18 protein-coding genes and 2 tRNA genes are annotated in these 17,769 nt (G+C 73.2%); 5 read left to right on the top strand and 15 right to left on the bottom strand.

Features of this window, described 5'->3' with window-relative positions; all coding sequences use genetic code 11:
- Window position 1: 1 nt before the first annotated feature.
- From HCU62_RS02740 to HCU62_RS02730, 3 genes are all read right to left on the bottom strand, one after another.
- Window positions 2-262 carry a glutaredoxin family protein gene (locus HCU62_RS02740; RefSeq protein WP_163298264.1) on the bottom strand — a complete coding sequence of 87 codons (261 nt, stop codon included), beginning with the start codon at window positions 260-262 and terminating at the stop codon, window positions 2-4.
- Between the two features lie 88 nt (window positions 263-350).
- A tRNA-Glu gene (locus HCU62_RS02735) sits at window positions 351-428 on the bottom strand.
- A gap of 4 nt (window positions 429-432) precedes the next feature.
- Window positions 433-508 (bottom strand) — tRNA-Lys (locus HCU62_RS02730).
- 142 nt (window positions 509-650) lie between these two features.
- Here HCU62_RS02730 and HCU62_RS02725 point away from each other — a divergent pair.
- Entirely contained in the window at window positions 651-1,763 is a 1,113-nt protein-coding gene (locus tag HCU62_RS02725; RefSeq protein ID WP_163298265.1) for an NAD(P)H-dependent flavin oxidoreductase, read from the top strand.
- Window positions 1,764-1,781: 18 nt separating this feature from the next.
- Here the strand turns inward: HCU62_RS02725 and HCU62_RS02720 are convergent, their stop codons facing one another.
- From HCU62_RS02720 to holA, 6 genes are all read right to left on the bottom strand, one after another.
- Window positions 1,782-2,849 carry a branched-chain amino acid aminotransferase gene (locus HCU62_RS02720; protein WP_163298266.1) on the bottom strand — a complete coding sequence of 356 codons (1,068 nt, stop codon included), beginning with the start codon at window positions 2,847-2,849 and terminating at the stop codon, window positions 1,782-1,784.
- A gap of 91 nt (window positions 2,850-2,940) precedes the next feature.
- The gene (locus HCU62_RS12795; protein ID WP_169755405.1) at window positions 2,941-4,182 is read right to left on the bottom strand and encodes a heterodisulfide reductase-related iron-sulfur binding cluster; all 1,242 of its coding nucleotides are present in this window, start codon (window positions 4,180-4,182) and stop codon (window positions 2,941-2,943) included.
- Complete coding sequence (locus HCU62_RS02710) at window positions 4,148-4,894, bottom strand: bifunctional UDP-sugar hydrolase/5'-nucleotidase (RefSeq protein WP_169755404.1); 747 nt, start codon at window positions 4,892-4,894, stop codon at window positions 4,148-4,150. The genes HCU62_RS12795 and HCU62_RS02710 overlap by 35 nt, the downstream gene beginning before the upstream one ends.
- A 21-nt stretch (window positions 4,895-4,915) precedes the next feature.
- Window positions 4,916-5,059: a hypothetical protein gene (locus HCU62_RS02705; RefSeq protein WP_169755403.1), complete on the bottom strand. Its 144-nt coding sequence runs from the start codon at window positions 5,057-5,059 to the stop codon at window positions 4,916-4,918.
- On the bottom strand, window positions 5,056-5,688 hold the full coding sequence (locus HCU62_RS02700; RefSeq protein ID WP_163300004.1) for an HD domain-containing protein: 633 nt from the start codon (window positions 5,686-5,688) through the stop codon (window positions 5,056-5,058). The genes HCU62_RS02705 and HCU62_RS02700 overlap by 4 nt, the downstream gene beginning before the upstream one ends.
- Window positions 5,685-7,079 carry a DNA polymerase III subunit delta gene (gene holA / locus HCU62_RS02695; protein ID WP_169755402.1) on the bottom strand — a complete coding sequence of 465 codons (1,395 nt, stop codon included), beginning with the start codon at window positions 7,077-7,079 and terminating at the stop codon, window positions 5,685-5,687. Before holA ends, HCU62_RS02700 begins: the two co-directional genes overlap by 4 nt.
- A 361-nt stretch (window positions 7,080-7,440) precedes the next feature.
- Here holA and HCU62_RS02690 point away from each other — a divergent pair, with 361 nt between their 5' ends.
- Window positions 7,441-8,262 carry a YkgJ family cysteine cluster protein gene (locus HCU62_RS02690; RefSeq protein ID WP_163299297.1) on the top strand — a complete coding sequence of 274 codons (822 nt, stop codon included), beginning with the start codon at window positions 7,441-7,443 and terminating at the stop codon, window positions 8,260-8,262.
- Here HCU62_RS02690 and ispF read toward each other — a convergent pair.
- Genes ispF through dnaA form a run of 4 tightly spaced genes read right to left on the bottom strand, consistent with a single transcriptional unit; the run spans window position 8,243 to window position 12,258 of the window.
- Entirely contained in the window at window positions 8,243-8,737 is a 495-nt protein-coding gene (gene ispF, locus HCU62_RS02685) for a 2-C-methyl-D-erythritol 2,4-cyclodiphosphate synthase (RefSeq protein ID WP_163299296.1), read from the bottom strand. The two genes, HCU62_RS02690 and ispF, sit on opposite strands and share 20 nt — an antisense overlap.
- Window positions 8,738-8,749: 12 nt before the next feature.
- Window positions 8,750-9,439 (bottom strand): 2-C-methyl-D-erythritol 4-phosphate cytidylyltransferase, encoded by a 690-nt coding sequence (gene ispD, locus HCU62_RS02680; RefSeq protein WP_163299295.1) that lies wholly within the window; start codon window positions 9,437-9,439, stop codon window positions 8,750-8,752.
- Window positions 9,440-9,490: 51 nt separating this feature from the next.
- On the bottom strand, window positions 9,491-10,930 hold the full coding sequence (locus tag HCU62_RS02675; protein WP_309474832.1) for an FAD-binding oxidoreductase: 1,440 nt from the start codon (window positions 10,928-10,930) through the stop codon (window positions 9,491-9,493).
- The gene (gene dnaA, locus HCU62_RS02670; protein WP_163299294.1) at window positions 10,927-12,258 is read right to left on the bottom strand and encodes a chromosomal replication initiator protein DnaA; all 1,332 of its coding nucleotides are present in this window, start codon (window positions 12,256-12,258) and stop codon (window positions 10,927-10,929) included. Before dnaA ends, HCU62_RS02675 begins: the two co-directional genes overlap by 4 nt.
- A 731-nt stretch (window positions 12,259-12,989) precedes the next feature.
- Between dnaA and HCU62_RS02665 the strand changes: the two genes are divergently transcribed.
- Window positions 12,990-13,598, top strand: coding sequence for an HD domain-containing protein (locus tag HCU62_RS02665; RefSeq protein ID WP_163299293.1), 609 nt, complete (start codon window positions 12,990-12,992; stop codon window positions 13,596-13,598).
- A complete protein-coding gene (locus HCU62_RS02660; RefSeq protein WP_169755401.1) occupies window positions 13,553-14,254 on the top strand; it encodes a metal-dependent hydrolase in 702 nt (233 codons plus the stop codon). Before HCU62_RS02665 ends, HCU62_RS02660 begins: the two co-directional genes overlap by 46 nt.
- Window positions 14,255-14,278: 24 nt before the next feature.
- Here the strand turns inward: HCU62_RS02660 and pabB are convergent, their stop codons facing one another.
- On the bottom strand, window positions 14,279-16,174 hold the full coding sequence (gene pabB / locus HCU62_RS02655; RefSeq protein WP_163299441.1) for an aminodeoxychorismate synthase component I: 1,896 nt from the start codon (window positions 16,172-16,174) through the stop codon (window positions 14,279-14,281).
- Between the two features lie 159 nt (window positions 16,175-16,333).
- Here pabB and HCU62_RS02650 point away from each other — a divergent pair, with 159 nt between their 5' ends.
- A complete protein-coding gene (locus tag HCU62_RS02650; protein WP_163299443.1) occupies window positions 16,334-16,666 on the top strand; it encodes a hypothetical protein in 333 nt (110 codons plus the stop codon).
- Window positions 16,667-16,674: 8 nt separating this feature from the next.
- Here HCU62_RS02650 and HCU62_RS02645 read toward each other — a convergent pair whose 3' ends face one another.
- Window positions 16,675-17,766 (bottom strand): pyridoxal phosphate-dependent aminotransferase, encoded by a 1,092-nt coding sequence (locus HCU62_RS02645; RefSeq protein ID WP_163299444.1) that lies wholly within the window; start codon window positions 17,764-17,766, stop codon window positions 16,675-16,677.
- Window positions 17,767-17,769 lie beyond the last annotated feature (3 nt).

Genomic DNA, 17,769 nt, shown 5'->3' with positions numbered 1-17,769 from the left:
ATCATGGCGCCACCCCCAGGACCCGGCGGATCTCGTCTTCACGGTAGCCCACCACCACCTCCTCGCCCACCACCAGGGTGGGGAAGGAACAGCGGGGATTGAGCCGGCGGACCTCCGCCACCGCCGAGGCCCGTTCCTCCCCCTCGAGGAGGTCCACGTCGGTGACGTCGTAGGCCACGGCGAGCGCGTCGAGGAGCCGCTTGGCGGCCCTGCAGTGACCGCAGGTGCTCAGGGCGTAGAGTTTCACGGGACCGGATGTCATGGGAAGGCCTCCTGGCGGATGCGGGTTGCCACCAGGATGGCACGGCAGGGGCCCGACGGCAAGCCCCCGGGGGCCGGGGCGGAACGGATGGCGTCCCCGACCGGATTTGAACCGGTGTTGCCGGCGTGAAAGGCCGGTGTCCTGGACCTGGCTAGACGACGGGGACTTCTTGGTGGGCCGTGCTGGATTCGAACCAGCGACTCTCTGCTTAAAAGGCAGATACTCTACCGGCTGAGTTAACGGCCCGGGCGCGGGCCCACTCGAACGCAGGCAGGTATCGTTATCATGGCCCCAGGGGCTTGTCAAGGACGGCCGAAGACGCCATTATGTCTGCAAACGGCCGGGCACCGCCGGTTGACGCGCCGCGGCCGTTGGGCTAAAAGGCACCATGCCGTCCACGACGTCTCTCACTCCGCCGACCCTGACCATAGGGGACATAACCCTCCGGCTGCCCATCATCCAGGGCGGCATGGGCGTCGGCATCTCCATGGCCGGCCTGGCCTCCGCCGTGGCCGCGGCCGGCGGGCTCGGGGTGATCGCCGCGGTCCAGATCGGCATCATCGAGGCCGACTTCCACCTGAACCCCCTCGAGGCCACCCTCCGCGCCCTGCGGCAGCAGGTCCAGACCGCCAAGGACCGATCCGGGGGCGGCCCCATCGGGGTCAACGTCATGGTGGCCCTCAACAACTACGACATCATCGTGAAGGCGGCGGCCGAGGCCGGCGCGGACATCATCATCAGCGGGGCGGGTCTCCCGCTCCGCCTGCCGGGGCTCGTCCCCGAGGGGACGGATCCCGCGCTGGTCCCCATCGTCTCGTCCGGCCGGGCGGCGGGCATCGTGGCCCGCCGGTGGGTCGAGCACTACGACCGCGCCCCCGACGCCGTGGTGGTGGAGGGTCCCCTGGCCGGCGGCCACCTGGGATTCAAGCCGGAGCAGATCGACGACCCGCGCTACGCCCTGGAGAACCTCGTGCCCGAGGTCATCGAGGCCCTCCGCCCGTTCCGGACCCGCCGCGGCACCCCCATCCCGGTCATCGCCGCGGGCGGCGTCTACACCGGCGCGGACATCTACCGGTTCATCAAGATGGGGGCCGCGGGCGTGCAGATGGGCACCCGGTTCGTGGCCACCCACGAGTGCGACGCCTCGGACCGCTTCAAGCAGGCCTATCTGGCCGCCACCAAGGACGACGTCACCATCATCCAGAGCCCCGTCGGGCTCCCCGGCCGGGCGCTTAAGGGCCGCTTCATCGAGCGCTCCCGGGAAGGGAAGAAACGCCCCTACACCTGTACCTACCACTGTCTCAAGGCCTGCGACTACCACAAGGCCCCCTACTGTATCTCCATGGCCCTTATCAACGCCCAGAAGGGCTACCTCGACGCGGGCTTCGTCTTCTGCGGGGCCAACGTCTGGCGGGTGGACCGCCTGGTCTCCGTTCAGGAGCTCATGGACGAGCTGGAGGCGGGGTACCGCGAGGCGGCGGCCCGGGACCAGGCCGCCTGAGGCGGCCGCCCCGGCGGGTCAAAGGATCTCGATCCAGCCGTAGGGATCGTCCCGGTCCCCGTACTGGAGCCCGGTGATCTCGTCGAAGAGCCGCCGCGCGAGCTCCCCCGTGCGGCCGCCGTTGATCCGGTGGTCGACCCCCTTGTAGTAGAGGGACCCCACGGGGGAGATGACCGCGGCGGTCCCCGAGCCGAAGCACTCCCTGAGGACGCCGCTTCGGATCCCCTCGAAGACCTCGTCCACGGCGATGCGCCGCTCGGAGACGCGGAGCCCCCAGTCGCGGGTGAGCCGGAGCACCGAGTCGCGGGTGATGCCCGGGAGGATGGTGCCCCCGAGGGGCGGGGTCACCAGCTCGTCGCCGAGGAGGAAGAAGATGTTCATGGTGCCCACTTCCTCGACGTATCGCCGTTCCACGGCGTCCAGCCAGAGCACCTGGGTGAAACCGAGCCGCTTGGCCTCCTCCGAGGCCATGAGGCTGGCGGCGTAGTTGCCGGCGGTCTTCGCCTCGCCGACCCCCCCGGGGGCGGCGCGCACGTACTTGTCGGTGACGTAGATCCGGACCGGGTCGAACCCCTCGGCATAGTAGGCCCCCACGGGGCTCAGGATCACGGCGTAGAGGTATTCCTCGGCGGGGCGCACGCCGAGGTGGGGCTCCGTGGCGATCATGAGGGGGCGGATGTAGAGGGAATTGCCCCGCTGCTTCGGCACCCAGTCCGCGTCCACCCGGACCAGGTGCCGGATCCCCTCGAGGAAGATCTCCTCGTCCAGCTCGGGCATGCACAGGCGGCGGGCCGAGCGGTTGAACCGCTCGGCGTTGGCCCGGGCGCGGAAGAGCCGGACCCGGCCGTCGGTGCCCCGGTAGGCCTTGAGCCCCTCGAAGATGGCCTGGCCGTAATGGAAGGCCATCGCCGCCGGGTCGAGCCGGAACGGCGCGTAGGGCACGATCCGGGGGTTGATCCAGCCCCGGTCCGCCCGGAAGTCCATGAGGAACATGTGGTTCGAGAAGTGGTCGCCGAAACCGAGGGCCTCGGGGGCCGGGGGATGGCGGCGCTCGCCTTCCGGCAGTAATTCCAGTCGGATATCCATGTAGCAGGTCCGTCCTTTGGCACCGGCCCTGGGTGAGCCGGGATTCACTGTTTTTACTGCAATCGGACCGACTTGGAAAGGGGCGGCGCGATCAGCCCCCCCGCCCCTGGGCCAGCTCGGCGGGGTGCAGGACCCGGACCCCCCCGTCCCCTGGACCCGCGGGCCCGGCCCGGAGCCGCAGGAGGCACCCGGAGCAGTTGGTGACCACCACCTCCGCCCCGGCGGCCCGGAAGTCCGAACGCCGCGCCGCAAGGAGCGCCTCCGCCGTCCCGGGCTCCCGGAAGGCGAAGGCCCCGCCCTGCCCGCAGCACCCTTCCCCCGCGGGCCGGAGGTCCATGCCGCCGAGGGCTTCCAGGAACTCGGGCAGGACGGATGGATCCCCGAGGCCGTGGCGCTGGTGGCAGGGGGTATGCCAGGTGACCGCCGCCGGGGGCGGGGTACCGGGAGCGCCGGCCGGCCGCAGGCCGAGCTCCAGGACGAGCCGGGCGAACTCCCGGACCCGGGCGGCCAGGGCCGCGGCGGCCTCGCCGTCCGGATCCCCGGGCGGGAACAACCCCGGGAGCCGCCGGGAGAGAAAGGCGGCGCACGAGGCGCATCCCGTCACCACCCACGTCGCGTGGAGGGGGGCGAAGACCCGGACGAACCGGCGGGCCTGGTCCCGGGCCCCGGCGACGTCCCCCGCGGCCCAGGCGGGCAGCCCGCAGCAGCCCTGCCCGGCGGGCACCGCCAGGTCTCCTTCCCCGAACCAGCGGGCCACCGCCACGGCCACCTCGGGGAAGAAGTGCTCCTGGAGGCACCCCACGAAGAGGGCCGCCCGGACGGGCCCGGCGCCCGGGCACAGCGGGCGCAGCTCGGGCCGCCCCGTGGCCGGGAGCGCGGCAGGCGCGGGGAACCCCCAGCCCCCGCCCCCCGGAAGGGGCAGGCGCCGGAGGAACCGGAGGCCCCCGGCGAAAAGACGCGCGAACCGGCCGCCCCGCCCCCCCGAAAAGGCGGCGCCGAAGAGCCGGGCGGCCGCCCGCCCCCCCCGGCCGCCCCGCCCCTCGGCCCTGGCCTGCTGCACGAGATCGGCCGGCGAGATCCCGGCCGGGCACCGGGCCGCACAGGCCCCGCACTGGAGGCAGGCCGAGAGCATCCGCTCCAGGCCCGGCCCGGCGACCGGGGGCCGCGCACCGAGGGCCACGGTCTTTCCCCGGGGGGCGGCGGCCTCGTGCCGGCGCACCCGGTAGACCGGGCACACCGCGAGACACGCCCCGCACCGGGTGCAGGCCCCGGCCGGGGCGGCCCCGCCGGCCCCCGGGCTAGCGGCCGTGGAGGGCCGCCCGGACCCGTTCACGGGCCTCCGGGTCCTCGGGGAGGTTGCCTGTCAGCATCACGAGGCGGTTCTGGATCGCCGGCGGCACGGATCCGCCCTGGACGCGCACCCGGGCGACCCCGATGGACTTCCCCCTGGGGTGGGTCCGGAGCAGCACCGTCCGCCCCTCGGCCGGGAGCCCGCCCCGGGGGGAGCCGGCCCCACTGCCGATGACCAGGTCGATCCCGGGAACGGCCCGGACGATGGCCCGGTCGGCGGTGTCGCCGAGGTTGGAGAGCAGCACCACGAGGTCCGCCTTCCGGCGCACCTCGGCCACCACGGGGGCGAGCACCTGCCGGGGGTCCAGGATCTCCACGTCGCCGCGGCGCCGGATCCCGCCGTAGAAGGTGCCGGTGACCCCGATCACCCCCACCCGGACCCCGCCCGCCTCGAGGAGGGTCCAGGCCGGCACCGGGGCGGCCCCCTTGACCCGGAGGTTGGCCGAGAGCAACCGGAGGCCGCGCCGCCGGGCCCCGTCGAGGCAAAACCCGGGCCCGGCGGAGAGATCCCGGGCCCCCACGGCGGCGGCCCGGTAGCCCGCGGCGGCGTAGAGGTCCAGCAGGGCCTCGGCGCGCCGCCGGGCGGCCTCGTCCGCCGGCCGCTCGTCGGCGAAGAGGAAGTCCCCGGCCTCCAGCAGCAGGAGGCCGGGCTGGCGGGCCTTCATGTCCCGGATCCACCGGACCCGGCGGGGCATTCCCCCGATTTTCCGGCCCTTTCAGGTAGCGCAGGCGTCCAGCTTCCCGAGGGTGTTTCCCGTGTAGGCCAGCGTCACGTCACCCGCCCCGGCCAGGCCCAAGGCGGGCCAGGCCCCCGCGAGGACCGCGGCGGCCAAGAGCCCCATCCATCGCTTCGTCTTCATCCGGAACCTCCCGATTCGTCCCCGGGCGGGGGCGATGCGCCGCCGGCGCCCCCTGCCAGGAGTTCTTCCATCCACCAGCTGGCCCAGTTCTCCTCGAGGATGGCCCGGGCCAGCGCCCGCCCCGTCTCGGTGCGGAGCCGGGCCCGCACGTGGGGGATCCAGCGGCCCGCATCGGGGCTCCCGGTATCGAGGTGGACCTTGAGGGACAAGAGCATGTCGAGCTGGTCCGCGTCCCGGGCCAGGGCGGCCTCCACGGTCTCCCCGGCCCGCCATTCCGCCAGCAGATCCGCGATCTCCCCGCCGCCGGGCAGATCCCGGGTCATGTCGGCCACCGCGGCCGCCTCGTCCAGGGTCACGTAACGCTTGTGGACGGCGTTGGCGTCCCCGGTCCGGGCCTCCGGGAGGTCGTGGACGAGGCAGAGCTGGATCACCCGCGCCGCGTCGGCCCCGCCGTGGCGCCGGGCGAGCATCCAGCCGATGAGCGCCATGCCGAAGGAGTGGGCGGCCACGGACTCGCGCCCCTGGCCGAGGAAGGCGTACCCCGTCCGCCAGGTCCGCTTCAGCATGGCCCCCTCGAAGAGGAAGCGGGCCAGGCGCCGCCACTCTCCCGTCGCCGGGTCCCCGCTCATGCGGCCGTCCTCCCTTGGCAAAGGCGCAGCAAGAGCGCCTCGAGCACCACCTCCGGGGCCCCCCGCCCGCCCCCCTTCAGGGCGAAGTCCACCTCGGCCATCCCCGCCAGCGCCCCCAACAGCCGGGCCAGCGGGAAGGCCGGGGCCCGGAGGGCCACCTTGTAGAGGGCGTACGGGTGGAGCCCCCGGACCGGCCCGGGGAGCGGCTCCCCCCAGGCCTCCCGGAGACCGGGCAGGACCTCCGCCTGGAAGCGGGCGTAGGTGAGCCCCGAAAGGCGCCGGAGGGACCCGGTGCGCTCCAGGGCGGCCCGTACCACGGCCATCCGCCGGACGAAGTTGGCCACGGCCCGGAGCACCGCCAGCGGGTGCACCCCCTGGGCGAGGAGCCGGTGCAGGGTGACGCAGACGCGTCCCGGGTCACCGGCCCCCACCGCGTCGGTGAGCTCGTAGACGGCCTCCTCCCGGTGCCGCACCACGGCGGCGGCCACGTCCCCGGCGGTGACCGTCCCGCGGCCGCCGGCGGCGGCGCAGAGCTTTTCGAGCTCGGTCCGGAGTGCCACCCGGTCCTCCGGGCCCACCTTGGCGAGGAGGTCCCGGAGGGCCTCGGCCTCGATGCGCTTTCCGGCCTCGGTGAGGACGCGCCGGGCGAACTCCGCGGCGGCCGCCTCCGCCCGTCCCCCCCGGTCGGCCTCCGGGGAGAGATCCAGCACCCGGCCGTGGGTCTTGAAGCGCCGGAAGGACCGCCCCCGCCGATCCACGGCCTCGGCCTCCAGGACGAGGACCACGGCGCCGGGATCGGCCCTGCGGGCGAGCCAGTCGAGGAGGAGCCCGTCGGCGGCCCCGGCCCCCGGGGCGGTCTCCGGGAACTCCTCTCCCCGCTGCTCCAGGAAGCCCCGGCACCAGGCGGCGAGATCCGCCTCGCCCTCAAGCCCCAGGGCCTCCCCGAGCCGGTCCGCGGGGAGCCGGGCCGCCTCGGCCGGGGAGAGCTTCGCCTCCGCCACAAGACGCGCGGCCCGGCGGATGGCCGCCTCCGTGGCGCCCTTCGCCGCCAGGGCCCGCACCTGGCGCCACCGCGCGGGGAACGTGGCGGCCGAGTGGAAGAAGGGCGCATCCCGGACCCAAACCACCTTCCGGCCCGGGAAGAAGGGCCGGGTCTCGAGCCGTTCCACCAGGGTGCCCTCCGCCAGGCCCTCGCCGTCGCAGACCTCCAGGTTGAAGTCCCGGGCGGCCGCCGGCACCAGGAGGTCGAGGAGGCGGTCGATCCAGGGCCGGCACAGGGGCCGCTCGCCCAGGAAGAGGTAGGCCGGGGCCGGCCGACCTGCCGCGGCCTCCGCCAGGGCCGCCTCGGCCTCTTGGATGCGGCTGCCCTCTGAGGATGTCTTCCTGGCCATGGCCTCCGATAACCATTTGAAATCAAACTGGATTTGTGGGCATCCAAGGGCGAGCCGGATGCCCGGCGTCAACGATATCGGCAAATTGCCAACGCCGCAGATGGCCCGTTATCGGGCGCCCCGAAGGGCGGCGGTGCATGCGCCGGAAGGCGCATACCCCCCAGGATCTCAAGTCCCGGGCGACCCGGCCCGATGCCCGTCAAAGGCCGCCACGGATCCAGGATCAAGCCGGTTTTGCACTATACGGGGAAGCGTTCCGGCCGGTCAAGCCGCCCGCCCTTTTGCCGACGCCCCGGGCCGGTGGTATTCTTATAGGTCCAGCATGCTGAGGACCAGACCCCGGTTCCAGAGGAGGACCTCCATGAGCCCCGAGCCCGAGGCCTACATCGACGACTCCCGCCGCCTCACCGACGACGACACCTTCGTCTTCGCCTGCCACCCCGGCTGCGAGTGCTTCACCCGCTGCTGCCACGACCTCAGCCTGGTCCTCATGCCCTACGACATCCTGCGCCTCAAGCGCCGGCTCGGCCTTTCCTCCGGGGAGTTCCTCCGCCGTTACACCTCGGTGCACGTGGGCCAGGGCTCCGGTCTGCCCGTGGTGACCCTCAAGATGGAAGGGGCCGACCTCCGGTGCCCCTTCCTCGACCCCGGCTCCGGCTGCACCGTGTACGAGGATCGCCCGTCGGCCTGCCGGACCTACCCCCTGGCACGGATGGCCCGGCGGAGCAAGGAGATGGAGGGCGTGGAGGAATTCTACTTCGTGGTCCGGGAGCCGGACTGCCTGGGCTTCCGGGAGGACCGCCGCTGGAGTGTCCGGGAGTGGAAGGAGAACGAGGGCCTCGGACCCTACAACGCCATGAACGACGCCTTCGGGGAGCTCCTCCAGGCCAAGACCGAGGTCGGCGTCGGGGCCATGGACGCCGACCAGATCGAGATCTTCTACCTCGGCTGCTACGACGTGGACGGCTTCCGGGCCTCGTACCTGGAAGGGCCGAGCCTCGACCGCTACCTGGAGCCCCCGGAGGTCCTGGAAGAGATCGCCCGCGATGAAGAGGCCCTGCTGCGCCACGGGATGCGCTGGGTGAAGAAGAAGCTCTTCCAGGGCGGGTGCGCGGCCTGCGGGGCGGCCTGCGGCCGGGGGGCACCCGACGACCCGGACGGCGTCACCCCGCCGGGACGATGAGCGCCACCGCGTAGGCCGCCATCCCCTCCCCCCTGCCCGCCGGGCCGAGGCCCTCGGTGGTGGTGGCCTTGACGTTGATGCGCTCCGGCGTGGAGCGGCAGGCCACCGCCAACTCCTCGGTCATGGCCCCGATGAAGGGGGCCACCTTGGGCGCCTCGGCCACCAGGGTGAGGTCGGCGTTGCCCAGGACCCACCCCCGCCCGTTGACCATCTCCACCACCTGCACCAGGAGGTCGAAGCCGGCCATGTCCTTGTAGCGGGGGTCGGAATCGGGGAAGTGCCGCCCGATGTCCCCGAGCCCGGCGGCGCCGAGGAGCGCGTCGGCGAGGGCGTGGACCAGGACGTCCGCGTCGGAGTGGCCGAGCAGCCCCGTGGGGTGCGGGATCCGCACCCCGCCGAGCACCAGCGGCCGTCCCGGCACCAGCCGGTGGACGTCGTAGCCGAAACCGATCCGGAAGGGGAGTCCCCGCGCCACGGGCCGCCGTCCCTAGCCCGCCCGGCAGGCGAACATGGCCTCGGCCACCGCCAGGTCGTCCGGCGTGGTGATCTTGAAGTTGCGGCGGCTCCCCAGGACCACCCCCACGGGCTGTCCCACCGCCTCGAGGAGGGCGGCCTCGTCGGTGGCCTCGAGGCCCTGGGCCTCCGCCCGGGCCAGGGCCCGCTCGAGGTCCGCCCGCCGGCAGACCTGGGGGGTCTGGGCCAGGAGCAGCCGGGATCGGTCCAGGGTCCGGACCACGAAGCCGTCCTCGTCCACCTCCTTGACCGTGTCGTGGACCGCCGTCCCGAGCACCGCGGCCCCCACCTCCCGGGCGAGGAGACAGGTGGCCTCGATATCCGCGGCCGCCACGAAGGGCCGGGCGGCGTCGTGCACCGCCACCCACTCCCATTCCGGCCCCACCGCCGAAAGCCCCGCCCGGACCGAATCCTGCCGGCGGGTGCCGCCCGCCACCACCCACACGGGGAGGGCCACCGAGGAGCCGCCCACGATGGCCTGGGCCGAGGCCTCCTCGCCCGGCGGCGCCACCACCACCATGGCCTCCACCAGGGGACAGCTGGCCAAGGCCTCGAGGGTCCAGGCCAGCAGTGGCCGCCCCCCCACCTCGAGGAACTGCTTGGGCATCTCGGCGCCCATGCGGCGGCTCACCCCGGCCGCGGCGACGATGGCGTTGACCTTCATGTCGAACTCCTCCGGGCGCCGGGCCGCTGCCCCACGCCTCGAGGGTCCATCTTAACCGACGTCTGCATCGTCGGGGAAGACCTTCCCCGGGTTCATGAGACCCCGCGGGTCGAAGACCGACTTCACCCGGCGCATGAGGTCCAGGACGTCGGGCCCGGTCTCCCACCGGATGAAGGGCCGCTTGGCGGCCCCGACGCCGTGTTCCCCGGAGATCGTGCCGCCGAGGGCCAGGGTCCGCCGCATGAGATCGGCCACGGCGGCCTCCACCCGGCCGGCCTCGCCCGGGTCCTCCCGGTCGAAGAGGAAGTTCACGTGGAGGTTGCCGTCGCCGGCGTGGCCGAAGACGAGCACCGTCACCCGGTGCCGCCCGCCGATCTCCTCCACCGCCGCCACGAGGTCGGCGAGCCGGCCCCGCGGGACGCAGACGTCCTCGCTGACCTTGTGGGGCCTGCCGAGACGCTTGAGGGCCGGAGACAGCCCGCGGCGGGCCGCCCAGAGGGCCTCGGCCGCGCCGGGCTCCGCCGCCGGGAAGACCCGGAGGGCCCCCGCCGCCTCGAACCTCCCGGCCGCCTCCGCCGCCTCCTCCCGGACCCGGGCCGGCGGCCCGTCCACCTCGAGGAGCACCAGGGCCCCGGCATCTCCGGGAACCGGGAAGGGGAGGTCGCCGCCGATGCAGGCGAGGCTCATCCGGTCCAGGAACTCGGCGCACCGCGGGACCAGGCCCGCGGAGAAGACCGCCCCCACGGCGGCCGCGGCATCGGCCGGGGCCCGGAAGACGCCCGCCAGGGTCGCCACCGCGGGGGGCATCGGGACCAGCCGGAGCACCAGGCGGGTGAGGATCCCGAGCGTCCCCTCGGACCCCACGAGCAGCCGGGTGAGGTCGAGACCCACCACGCCCTTGGCGGTCCGGCCGCCGAGCTGGACCACGCGGCCGTCCGGGAGCGCCACCTCGCAGCCGAGGACGTAGTCGCGGGTGACCCCGTACTTCACCGCCCGGGCACCCCCGGCCCCGGTGGCGGCGTTGCCGCCCAGGGTGCAGACGGCGAGGCTGGCGGGGTCGGGGGGGTAGAAGAGACCCTCGCGCTCCGCCGCGGCCTGGAAGTCGCCGGTGACCACCCCGGGGTCCACCACCCCGACGAGGTCCCGCCGGTCGATCTCGTGGATGCGGTGCATCCGGGTGAGGGCCACCACCAGCCCGCCCCGGGTGGGGACGGCACCGCCCGCGGTGCCCGTCCCGGCGCCCCGGGGCACCACCGGGAGCCCCGCATCGGCGGCCAGCGACAGCACCGCGGCGGTCTCCTCCGTGGTGGCGGGGAGCACCACCCCGTCGGGCCGGCCGGTGACGAAACCGGCGTCGGCGCCGTAGCAGGCGAGATCCGCCGGGTCGATGCTGACGTTCTCCGGCCCCACGATCTCGCCGAGGCGGCGGACGAGGGCGCGTCCGATGTGCCGCCGCCCCGGCCCGCTTCCCGGTCCCGCCTGGGCCTTCACGCCTTCCAGCGCCGCGACTGGAGCTGCTCGGTGAGGAACTCCACCTGGCGGCGGAGCTTGCCCTTCTCCTGGATCTGGGCGGTGATGCGCTTTACGGAGTGGAGCACCGTGGCGTGATCCCTGTTGAAGTGGCGGCCGATGGCCTCGAGGGAATCCTCGGTGAACCGGCGGGCCAGGTACATGGCCACCTGGCGCGGCCACGAGACGGCCCGCCGCCGGGAGCGGGACCGCAGGTCCTCGCAGCTGACCTGGTAGTAACGGCAGATCACCTCCCCGATGGCCTCCAGGGTGATCTCCCGCGCCTCCCCGACCAGCTCCCGCACCACGTCCCTGGCCAGGTCCATGTTCACGGGCTCGCGCAGCAGGGAGGACTTCGCCACGAGACCGGCCACGGCGCCCTCGATCTGGCGGATGTCGCCCTGGAGGTGACGGGCCAGGTAGTCCACCACCCCCGGGTCGAGGTCCACCCCCTGGGAGGCGGCCTTGCGGAGGATGATCTTCCGCCGCGTGGGGGTGTCGGGGGGATTGATGGAGGTGATGAGCCCCCCGGCCAGGCGGGAGCGCAGCTGGTCGTTCACCTTGGGGATCTCCCGCGGCAGCTGGCTCCCGGTGAAGACCACGGTCTTGCCGTCGTCGAGGAGGATGTCCAGGGCCAGGGCCAGTTCGCTCTGGGTCCGCTCCCGGCCGGCGAAGCAGTGGGCCTCCTCCAGCATGAGGACGTCGCAGGACTCCCGGTACCGCCGCTTGAAGTCGTCGAGACCGTCGTTCTTGATGGCGCGCACCACCTGGGCGGTGAAGTCGTTGGCGGTGAGGTAGCAGACCCGGGCCTTGGGACGGCGCTCGAGGTAGCGCTGCCCGAGGGCCTGGATGAGATGGCTCTTGCCGAGGCCGGCCGGGGCGTGGACGTAGAGGATCCGGCTGTGGTTGGGCTCCTCGTTGGCCGCCGCCCAGCAGGCCGCGTGGGCATAACGGTTGCAAGCCCCCACCACGAACTCCTCGAAGGTGAACCGCTGACAGAAGGCCGGGCGGGCGATCTCGGTGGGGGAGAACCGGGGCAGGTGCAACTGGCCGCGGGCCGCCTCCCGCTCCTCCTCCACCGGGCAGAGGCGGAGGTTCCATCGTCGGCCGCCCTGCGCCAGGTGGTCCTTCAGGAGCGGCAGGTAGTGCTCGCGGATCCAGGAGGCGAAGAACTGGTTGGGGCACTGGACGAGGAGGGTGTCGCCCTCGGCCCCGGCAAAGGTGAGGGGGGCGATCCAGACCTCGTAGCTGCTGGGCGATACCCGTTGCCGCCAGACCTCCTTGAGCGATTCCCAGACCTTCTCTTCCATCCCGCTCTCCTCGTTGGAACGCTGCACCGCCCTCCCCGGTCCGGAGGAGCGCTTCCGACGAACCGGCCGCGGGCCCGAAACGGCCCGGGACCATTCCCCTGCAAGGGTCGAATCACGGAGGGCCCGGGGCGGCCGAAACGGCCACCGGTCGGCCGAAATCCGACCGAGGGGCACCTCCGTCGCGTGGACAAGAAGGAGCCTGATGGCGTCGCAAAAAATCGCCGACTGCGGCGGTGCCTCGGTGCGACTCGTCACCGCAGCGTATCAGAAGGCCGCTTCATCATCTCGACATCTTCGCGCCGTGCATTTGGCGATTTTTTTGCGGAGCCATCCACTCAGAGGCCTTTTTTACGAGGTCATCAAGCCTGTCCCGCTCGTCGAGGGTCGAGGATTGAGACATTGAACAGGTGCCTTTTTACCGGCCCCCCTTGGAGGTGTCAAAGCGGATGGCGACGGGATTTGGCCGGACCGCGTCCGCCGGATTCAACAGCCGGTAGGAGACCCTGCTGTCGTAAAAATCCCGACCCCGGTCGCTAAGCAACGGGGAAAAGGGCCAAAATCCTGCTGCATTTTTTTTCTTTTATTTCAACTAATTAAAGACTTTTCCACAAGATTTCAACAGACGGGTCACCCCCGCGACCTGCCGCGATCTCCGTTTTTCTTCCGATTCCTCTTCCCCGGACATCTCCGGGCCGGTTGCCAGGGGAGGCGGCCTTTGGCATAGTGCCGGCATGAGCATCCCCACCCGCGCCGAGTGCCTGGGGCTCCTCCGGGCCCACCGGGTCCCGCCCCACATCGTGGCGCACAGCCTCCGCGTGGCCCAGGCGGGCGAGTTGCTGGCCGGGAGGCTCGCCGCCGCCGGCCGCCGGATCGACCCCACCCTGGTGGCCGCTGGCTGCCTCCTGCACGACCTCACCAAGATGCGGTCCCTGGAGACCGGGGAGGATCACGCCCGGACGGCGGCGGCGGTGCTCGAGGCCCGGGGCTGGGCGGAGGCGGCGGACGTCGTCGGCCAGCACGTCCGCCTCCGGCCGGAGGTGCTGGCCGCCCCGCCCAACGAGGCCCAGGTGGTCTTCTACGCGGACAAGCGGGTGATGCACCACCGGGTGGTGGACCTCGACGAACGCTTCGCGGACCTCGTGGCCCGCTACGGGGTCACCCCGGAGAAGCGGGAGCGGCTCCGCCGGCTCCACGCGGAGACCCGGGGCCTCGAGGCGAGGCTCTTCGCGGGGCTCGACATCGGGCCCGGCGACCTCGATCGGCTCAACCTGGACCCCCTGGAGGACTTCGAACCATGGCGAGAGAGATCACCTTCTTCGGCCACTCCGCCTTCCGCGTGACGTCGGACGCGGACCTGTCCATCTGGATCGACCCCTGGCTCGGCAACCCCTCGGCCCCCGACGCCCCGCCGCCCGAGCCGCCCGACCTGGTGCTCATCACCCACGCCCACGGCGACCACCTGGGCGACTGCGCGGCCCTGTGCCGCTCCTCCGACACCGAGGTGGTGGCCATCCACGAGGTGCAGCAGTACCTGCTGGGGAAGGGTCTCCCCAACGTCACGGGCATGAACATCGGCGGCACCTACACCACCAAGGGCGTCACCCTCACCATGGTGCCCGCCCTCCACAGCTCCTCCATCCAGGAAGACGACCGGATCATCTGCGGCGGGGCGGCGGCGGGCTTCGTCATCCGCCTGGAGGGCGGCACCGCCCTCTACCACGCCGGCGACACGGCGCTCTTCGGCGACATGGCCCTCATCGGGGAACTCTACCGCCCCGAGGTGGCCATGATCCCCATCGGGAGCCACTACGTCATGGGCCCCAAGGAGGCGGCCCACGCCTGCCGCCTCATCCGGCCGAGGACCGCGATTCCCATGCACTTCGGGACCTTCCCGGTCCTCACCGGGACCGTGGCGGCCTTCGACGCGGCGCTCCGGGAGATCGCCCCCAACGTCCGGATGACGGCGCTGGCACCCGGCGAGACCCTCTCGTTCTGACCAGCCGCTGCAACGGTCCCGGGCTCAGAAGGGGCCCTGCCACCTCGCCCGGAGGAGTCCCCGGACCGAGTTGCCCACGTAGAAGGCCGGGGCCCGCTCCAGGTCCGCCGGGGTGAGCGCCTGCTCCACGGCCCGGCCGGCCGCGAGGAGACCCTGCCGGAGCACGCCCCCGAGGAGGCCGGCGCCCGCCGGGGGGGTGGCCAGGCGTCCGTCCTCCAGGGGGAGGAAGAGGTTGGTGAAGGTCCCCTCGGTGACCTCCCCCCGCTCGTTCACGAAGAGACACTCGTCGAGGCCGGCGGCCCGGGCCCGGGCCGCCTCCCGCTCGTAGAGCGGCCGGTGGGTGGTCTTGTGGAAGAGGAAGGGGTCGTCGCTCCGGACCGGTTCCGGGGAAAGCCCCACGGCCAGGGGTTCCCGGAGGCCGGCACCCAGCGGGGCCGAGGTGACCTCGGCCCGCCCCTCGAAGGTGTAGCGCAGCCGGACCCGGTGCGGGCCCGCCCCCGGGTCGAGGGCCCCGGCGGCCTCGGCCAAGGCCCGGCGGACCGCCGACGGCCGCCACCGGAACCCGAAGTAATGCGCCGAGTCGGCCAGGCGGGCCAGGTGCGCCTCGAGGTCCGAGTAGCCGCCGGCCGGCGTCTTCACCCCCCCGCCGGGGGGATCCCAGCGCAGGGTCTCCACCAGGGCGAAGGCCGGCCGGCGGCGGGTCACGAAGGCCGCCTTCACCCGGCACTCCTCGTACTCCGCCCCGGTGTCGGACCCGGCGGTGACCCCGCTGCCGATGCCGATCTCGCCCATTCCGCCCTCCAGCACCACGGTCCGGATGGCCACGTTGAGGGTCCCCTCCCCCCCGGGCCCGAGGTAGCCCACGGCACCGGTGTAGACCCCCCGCGGCTCCCGCTCCAGGTCGGCGATGATCTCCATGGTGCGGAGCTTCGGCGCCCCCGTCACCGAGCCGCAGGGAAAGGCCGCCCGCAGGAGTGCCTCCCACGAGACCCCCGGCCGGAGCCGGCCGTCGATCCGGGAGGTCATCTGGAAGAGGGTCTCGTAGCGCTCCACCGTGAAGAGCTCGGGGACCGCCACCCCCCCGGGCGGGCAGAGGCGGCCGATGTCGTTGCGGAGGAGATCGACGATCATCACGTTCTCGGCCCGGTTCTTCCCGTCGGCCGCCAGCCGACGGGCGATCTCCCGATCCTCCGCCGTGGTCCGCCCCCGGCCCGCCGTCCCCTTCATGGGACGGGTGGTGACCCGCGCCCCCCGGCGCCGGAGGAAGAGCTCCGGCGAGAGAGAGAGGATCCAGCGGTCCCCGTCCCGGACCACGGCCGCGTAGGAGACCGCCTGTTGGGCCCGGAGGGCGAGGTAGAGCGCCTCCGGGTCGCCCCGGTAGGAGAAGCGCCCCTTGAGGGTGTAGTTCACCTGATAGGTCTCGCCCGCGGCGATCCGCTCCTGGACCTCCCCGATGGCCTCGGCGTAGGCCGCCGGATCCACGTTGAGCGCCAGGGGGCCGATCCGGCCGCGGAGGTCGGGGACCGGCCCGGGAAAGGCCGGCCCGTCCGGGGCATGGACGAAGACCTCCGGCTCGGGGAAGACCCCGAGCCAGGCCAGGGGCCCGGCCGGACGCCGCCGATCGAGGAGCCCGTGGAGCTTGGGCTCCAGGGCGTAGCCCCACTCGTAGGCCCACCACCCCGCCAGGTACCGGCCGCGGGCCAGGGCCCGTTCCACCGCCGCGAAGAAGGCCGGCAGGTCCTCCGGCCCCGAGGCGGTCAGCACGGCCTCCGGCCGGCGGAAGAGGAAGGAGCGGCGGTCGTCTCCCGCGATCCGGGCCGTCTCGAGGAGCACGTAGGCCGGCTCCTCCCGGAGGCGTTCCAGCAGCGGCACGACGTCGAGGGGATAGAGGGCGCCGGTGACGTAGGGTTCCCTTTCCATGGACACTCGCACCCGGTGGACTCTTCATGTCATGCATCCAGGACGGGACGGCCGCGCGCCCATCGCCGGATGCCCGCGGAGCCCGGGACAAAATCCGCCCAGGCGGGTAAGATGGGACTCTCCGGTCCTTCCCGGGGCAACATGGCACAAGGAGGCGAGATGCGCCAGTACCTCATCGATCAACTCCGGCCCGAGGAGGTCGAGCGGGTCCGGGCCGAGCTGGACCGCGCCTGCGAGCCGGCGGAAGTGGGCGGCCTCTACTGGCTGGAGGTCCCGGAAGACCTCCTCGGCCCGGAACAGTTCGCGCACCGGGAGTGCCGGCCCCACTGCCTGGCGGTGGAGGTGGGACGCGACCGGGTCTCCTTCGAATTGCTCGTCCGTAGCCGGAAGAAGCTCCGGTGCGCCTGCATCGCCTACGCCACCCCCCAGCAGCGGACCTTCCTCTTGGGGTTCGCCGACCGCGTCCTGGAGGCCGCCGGCGTCAAGGCCTGAGACCGGCGTCAGCCGCTCCGTTCCCCCGCGATCTCCCGGAGACACCGGACCAGAGCCGCGTTCTCCCGGGGCGTGCGGAGGCTGATCCGCACCCATTCCCCCCGCAGCCCCTCGAAGTTCCCGCAGTCCCTGACGAGGATGCCCCGGCGGCGGAGCGCGCCGGTCAGCTCCCGGGCGGTCCAGGGGGGCCTCACCTCGCACAGGGTGAAGTGGGCGGCCCCCGGCCGGGGCCGGAGAAAGGGCGCCGCCTCGGCGATCGCGGCGAGGAGGCGGTCCCGCTCCGGCGGCCAGTAGCCGCGCACCCGCTCCTCGTAGCCGGTCGCCCCTAGCAGGAAGACCCCGGCCACCTGGGCCAGCCGGTCCACGGACCAGGGCCGGGCGGCGGCCCGGAGCGGCGCGAGGAGGGCCGGCGCCCCGGCGGCGAACCCGATCCGGAGACCGGGGACACCGTAGATCTTCGAAAAGGACCGCAGTACCAGGAGGTTCCCCGGCAGTTCCCGGGCCAGGAGCGAGGTCGCCGCGTCCGGCCCCACGAAGGGGGCGTAGGACTCGTCCACCACCCAGGCCGCCCGGGGATGGCCCTCGGCCAGGGCCCGGAGGGCGTCGGGGTCGAGAAAGCGCCCGGTGGGGTTGTTGGGGTTACAGACGAAGCAGAGGGGCCGGTCCCCCTCTTCCGCCGCCGCCGAGAGGGCCGCGGCCAGGGCCTCCTCCTCCCCGGGGCCGGGCCAGGGGCCGATCATCCGGAGCGGCCGGCCCGCCTGGCGGGCGGCGTCGGCGTAGTCGGCGTAGGTGGGCAGCGGCACCACCACGGGATCGGCCCGAAGCGCCGCCGGCAGGAGATGGATCCACTCGGTGGTCCCGGCGCCCACCAGATAGCCCTCCGGGTCCCCCCCGTAGCGCGCCGCCAGGGCCTCCCGGAGGGAGCGGGAATCCACCTCCGGCAGGAACCGCACCTCGGGATAGCAGGCGAAGAGGGCCTCCCGGAGCCCCTCCGGGGGGCCCAGCGGGCTGATGTTCCCGCTGAAGTCAAGGATCTCGCCGGGGGAACGGCCGAGCTCCCGGGCGAGCCCGTGGACGTCCCCGCCGTGCCCGTGCAGCACGGC

This window comes from Dissulfurirhabdus thermomarina (assembly GCF_012979235.1).
GTDB classification, from domain to species: Bacteria; Desulfobacterota; Dissulfuribacteria; order Dissulfuribacterales; family Dissulfurirhabdaceae; genus Dissulfurirhabdus; species Dissulfurirhabdus thermomarina.
This window is presented reverse-complemented; position numbering and strand designations above follow the sequence as displayed.

Bases quoted from the DNA above. Each gene is read 5' to 3' on its own strand.
- HCU62_RS02700 (WP_163300004.1), bottom strand. From the start codon at position 5,688: ATGAGCGGGGACCCGGCGACGGGAGAGTGGCGGCGCCTGGCCCGCTTC.
- HCU62_RS02660 (WP_169755401.1), top strand. From the start codon at position 13,553: ATGGCGAGAGAGATCACCTTCTTCGGCCACTCCGCCTTCCGCGTGACG.
- HCU62_RS02710 (WP_169755404.1), bottom strand. From the start codon at position 4,894: ATGCCCCGCCGGGTCCGGTGGATCCGGGACATGAAGGCCCGCCAGCCC.
- pabB (WP_163299441.1), bottom strand. From the start codon at position 16,174: ATGGAAAGGGAACCCTACGTCACCGGCGCCCTCTATCCCCTCGACGTC.
- holA (WP_169755402.1), bottom strand. From the start codon at position 7,079: ATGGCCAGGAAGACATCCTCAGAGGGCAGCCGCATCCAAGAGGCCGAG.
- HCU62_RS02650 (WP_163299443.1), top strand. From the start codon at position 16,334: ATGCGCCAGTACCTCATCGATCAACTCCGGCCCGAGGAGGTCGAGCGG.
- HCU62_RS02665 (WP_163299293.1), top strand. From the start codon at position 12,990: ATGAGCATCCCCACCCGCGCCGAGTGCCTGGGGCTCCTCCGGGCCCAC.
- HCU62_RS02690 (WP_163299297.1), top strand. From the start codon at position 7,441: ATGAGCCCCGAGCCCGAGGCCTACATCGACGACTCCCGCCGCCTCACC.
- HCU62_RS02720 (WP_163298266.1), bottom strand. From the start codon at position 2,849: ATGGATATCCGACTGGAATTACTGCCGGAAGGCGAGCGCCGCCATCCC.
- HCU62_RS02725 (WP_163298265.1), top strand. From the start codon at position 651: ATGCCGTCCACGACGTCTCTCACTCCGCCGACCCTGACCATAGGGGAC.
- ispD (WP_163299295.1), bottom strand. From the start codon at position 9,439: ATGAAGGTCAACGCCATCGTCGCCGCGGCCGGGGTGAGCCGCCGCATG.
- HCU62_RS02705 (WP_169755403.1), bottom strand. From the start codon at position 5,059: ATGAAGACGAAGCGATGGATGGGGCTCTTGGCCGCCGCGGTCCTCGCG.
- HCU62_RS02740 (WP_163298264.1), bottom strand. From the start codon at position 262: ATGACATCCGGTCCCGTGAAACTCTACGCCCTGAGCACCTGCGGTCAC.
- dnaA (WP_163299294.1), bottom strand. From the start codon at position 12,258: ATGGAAGAGAAGGTCTGGGAATCGCTCAAGGAGGTCTGGCGGCAACGG.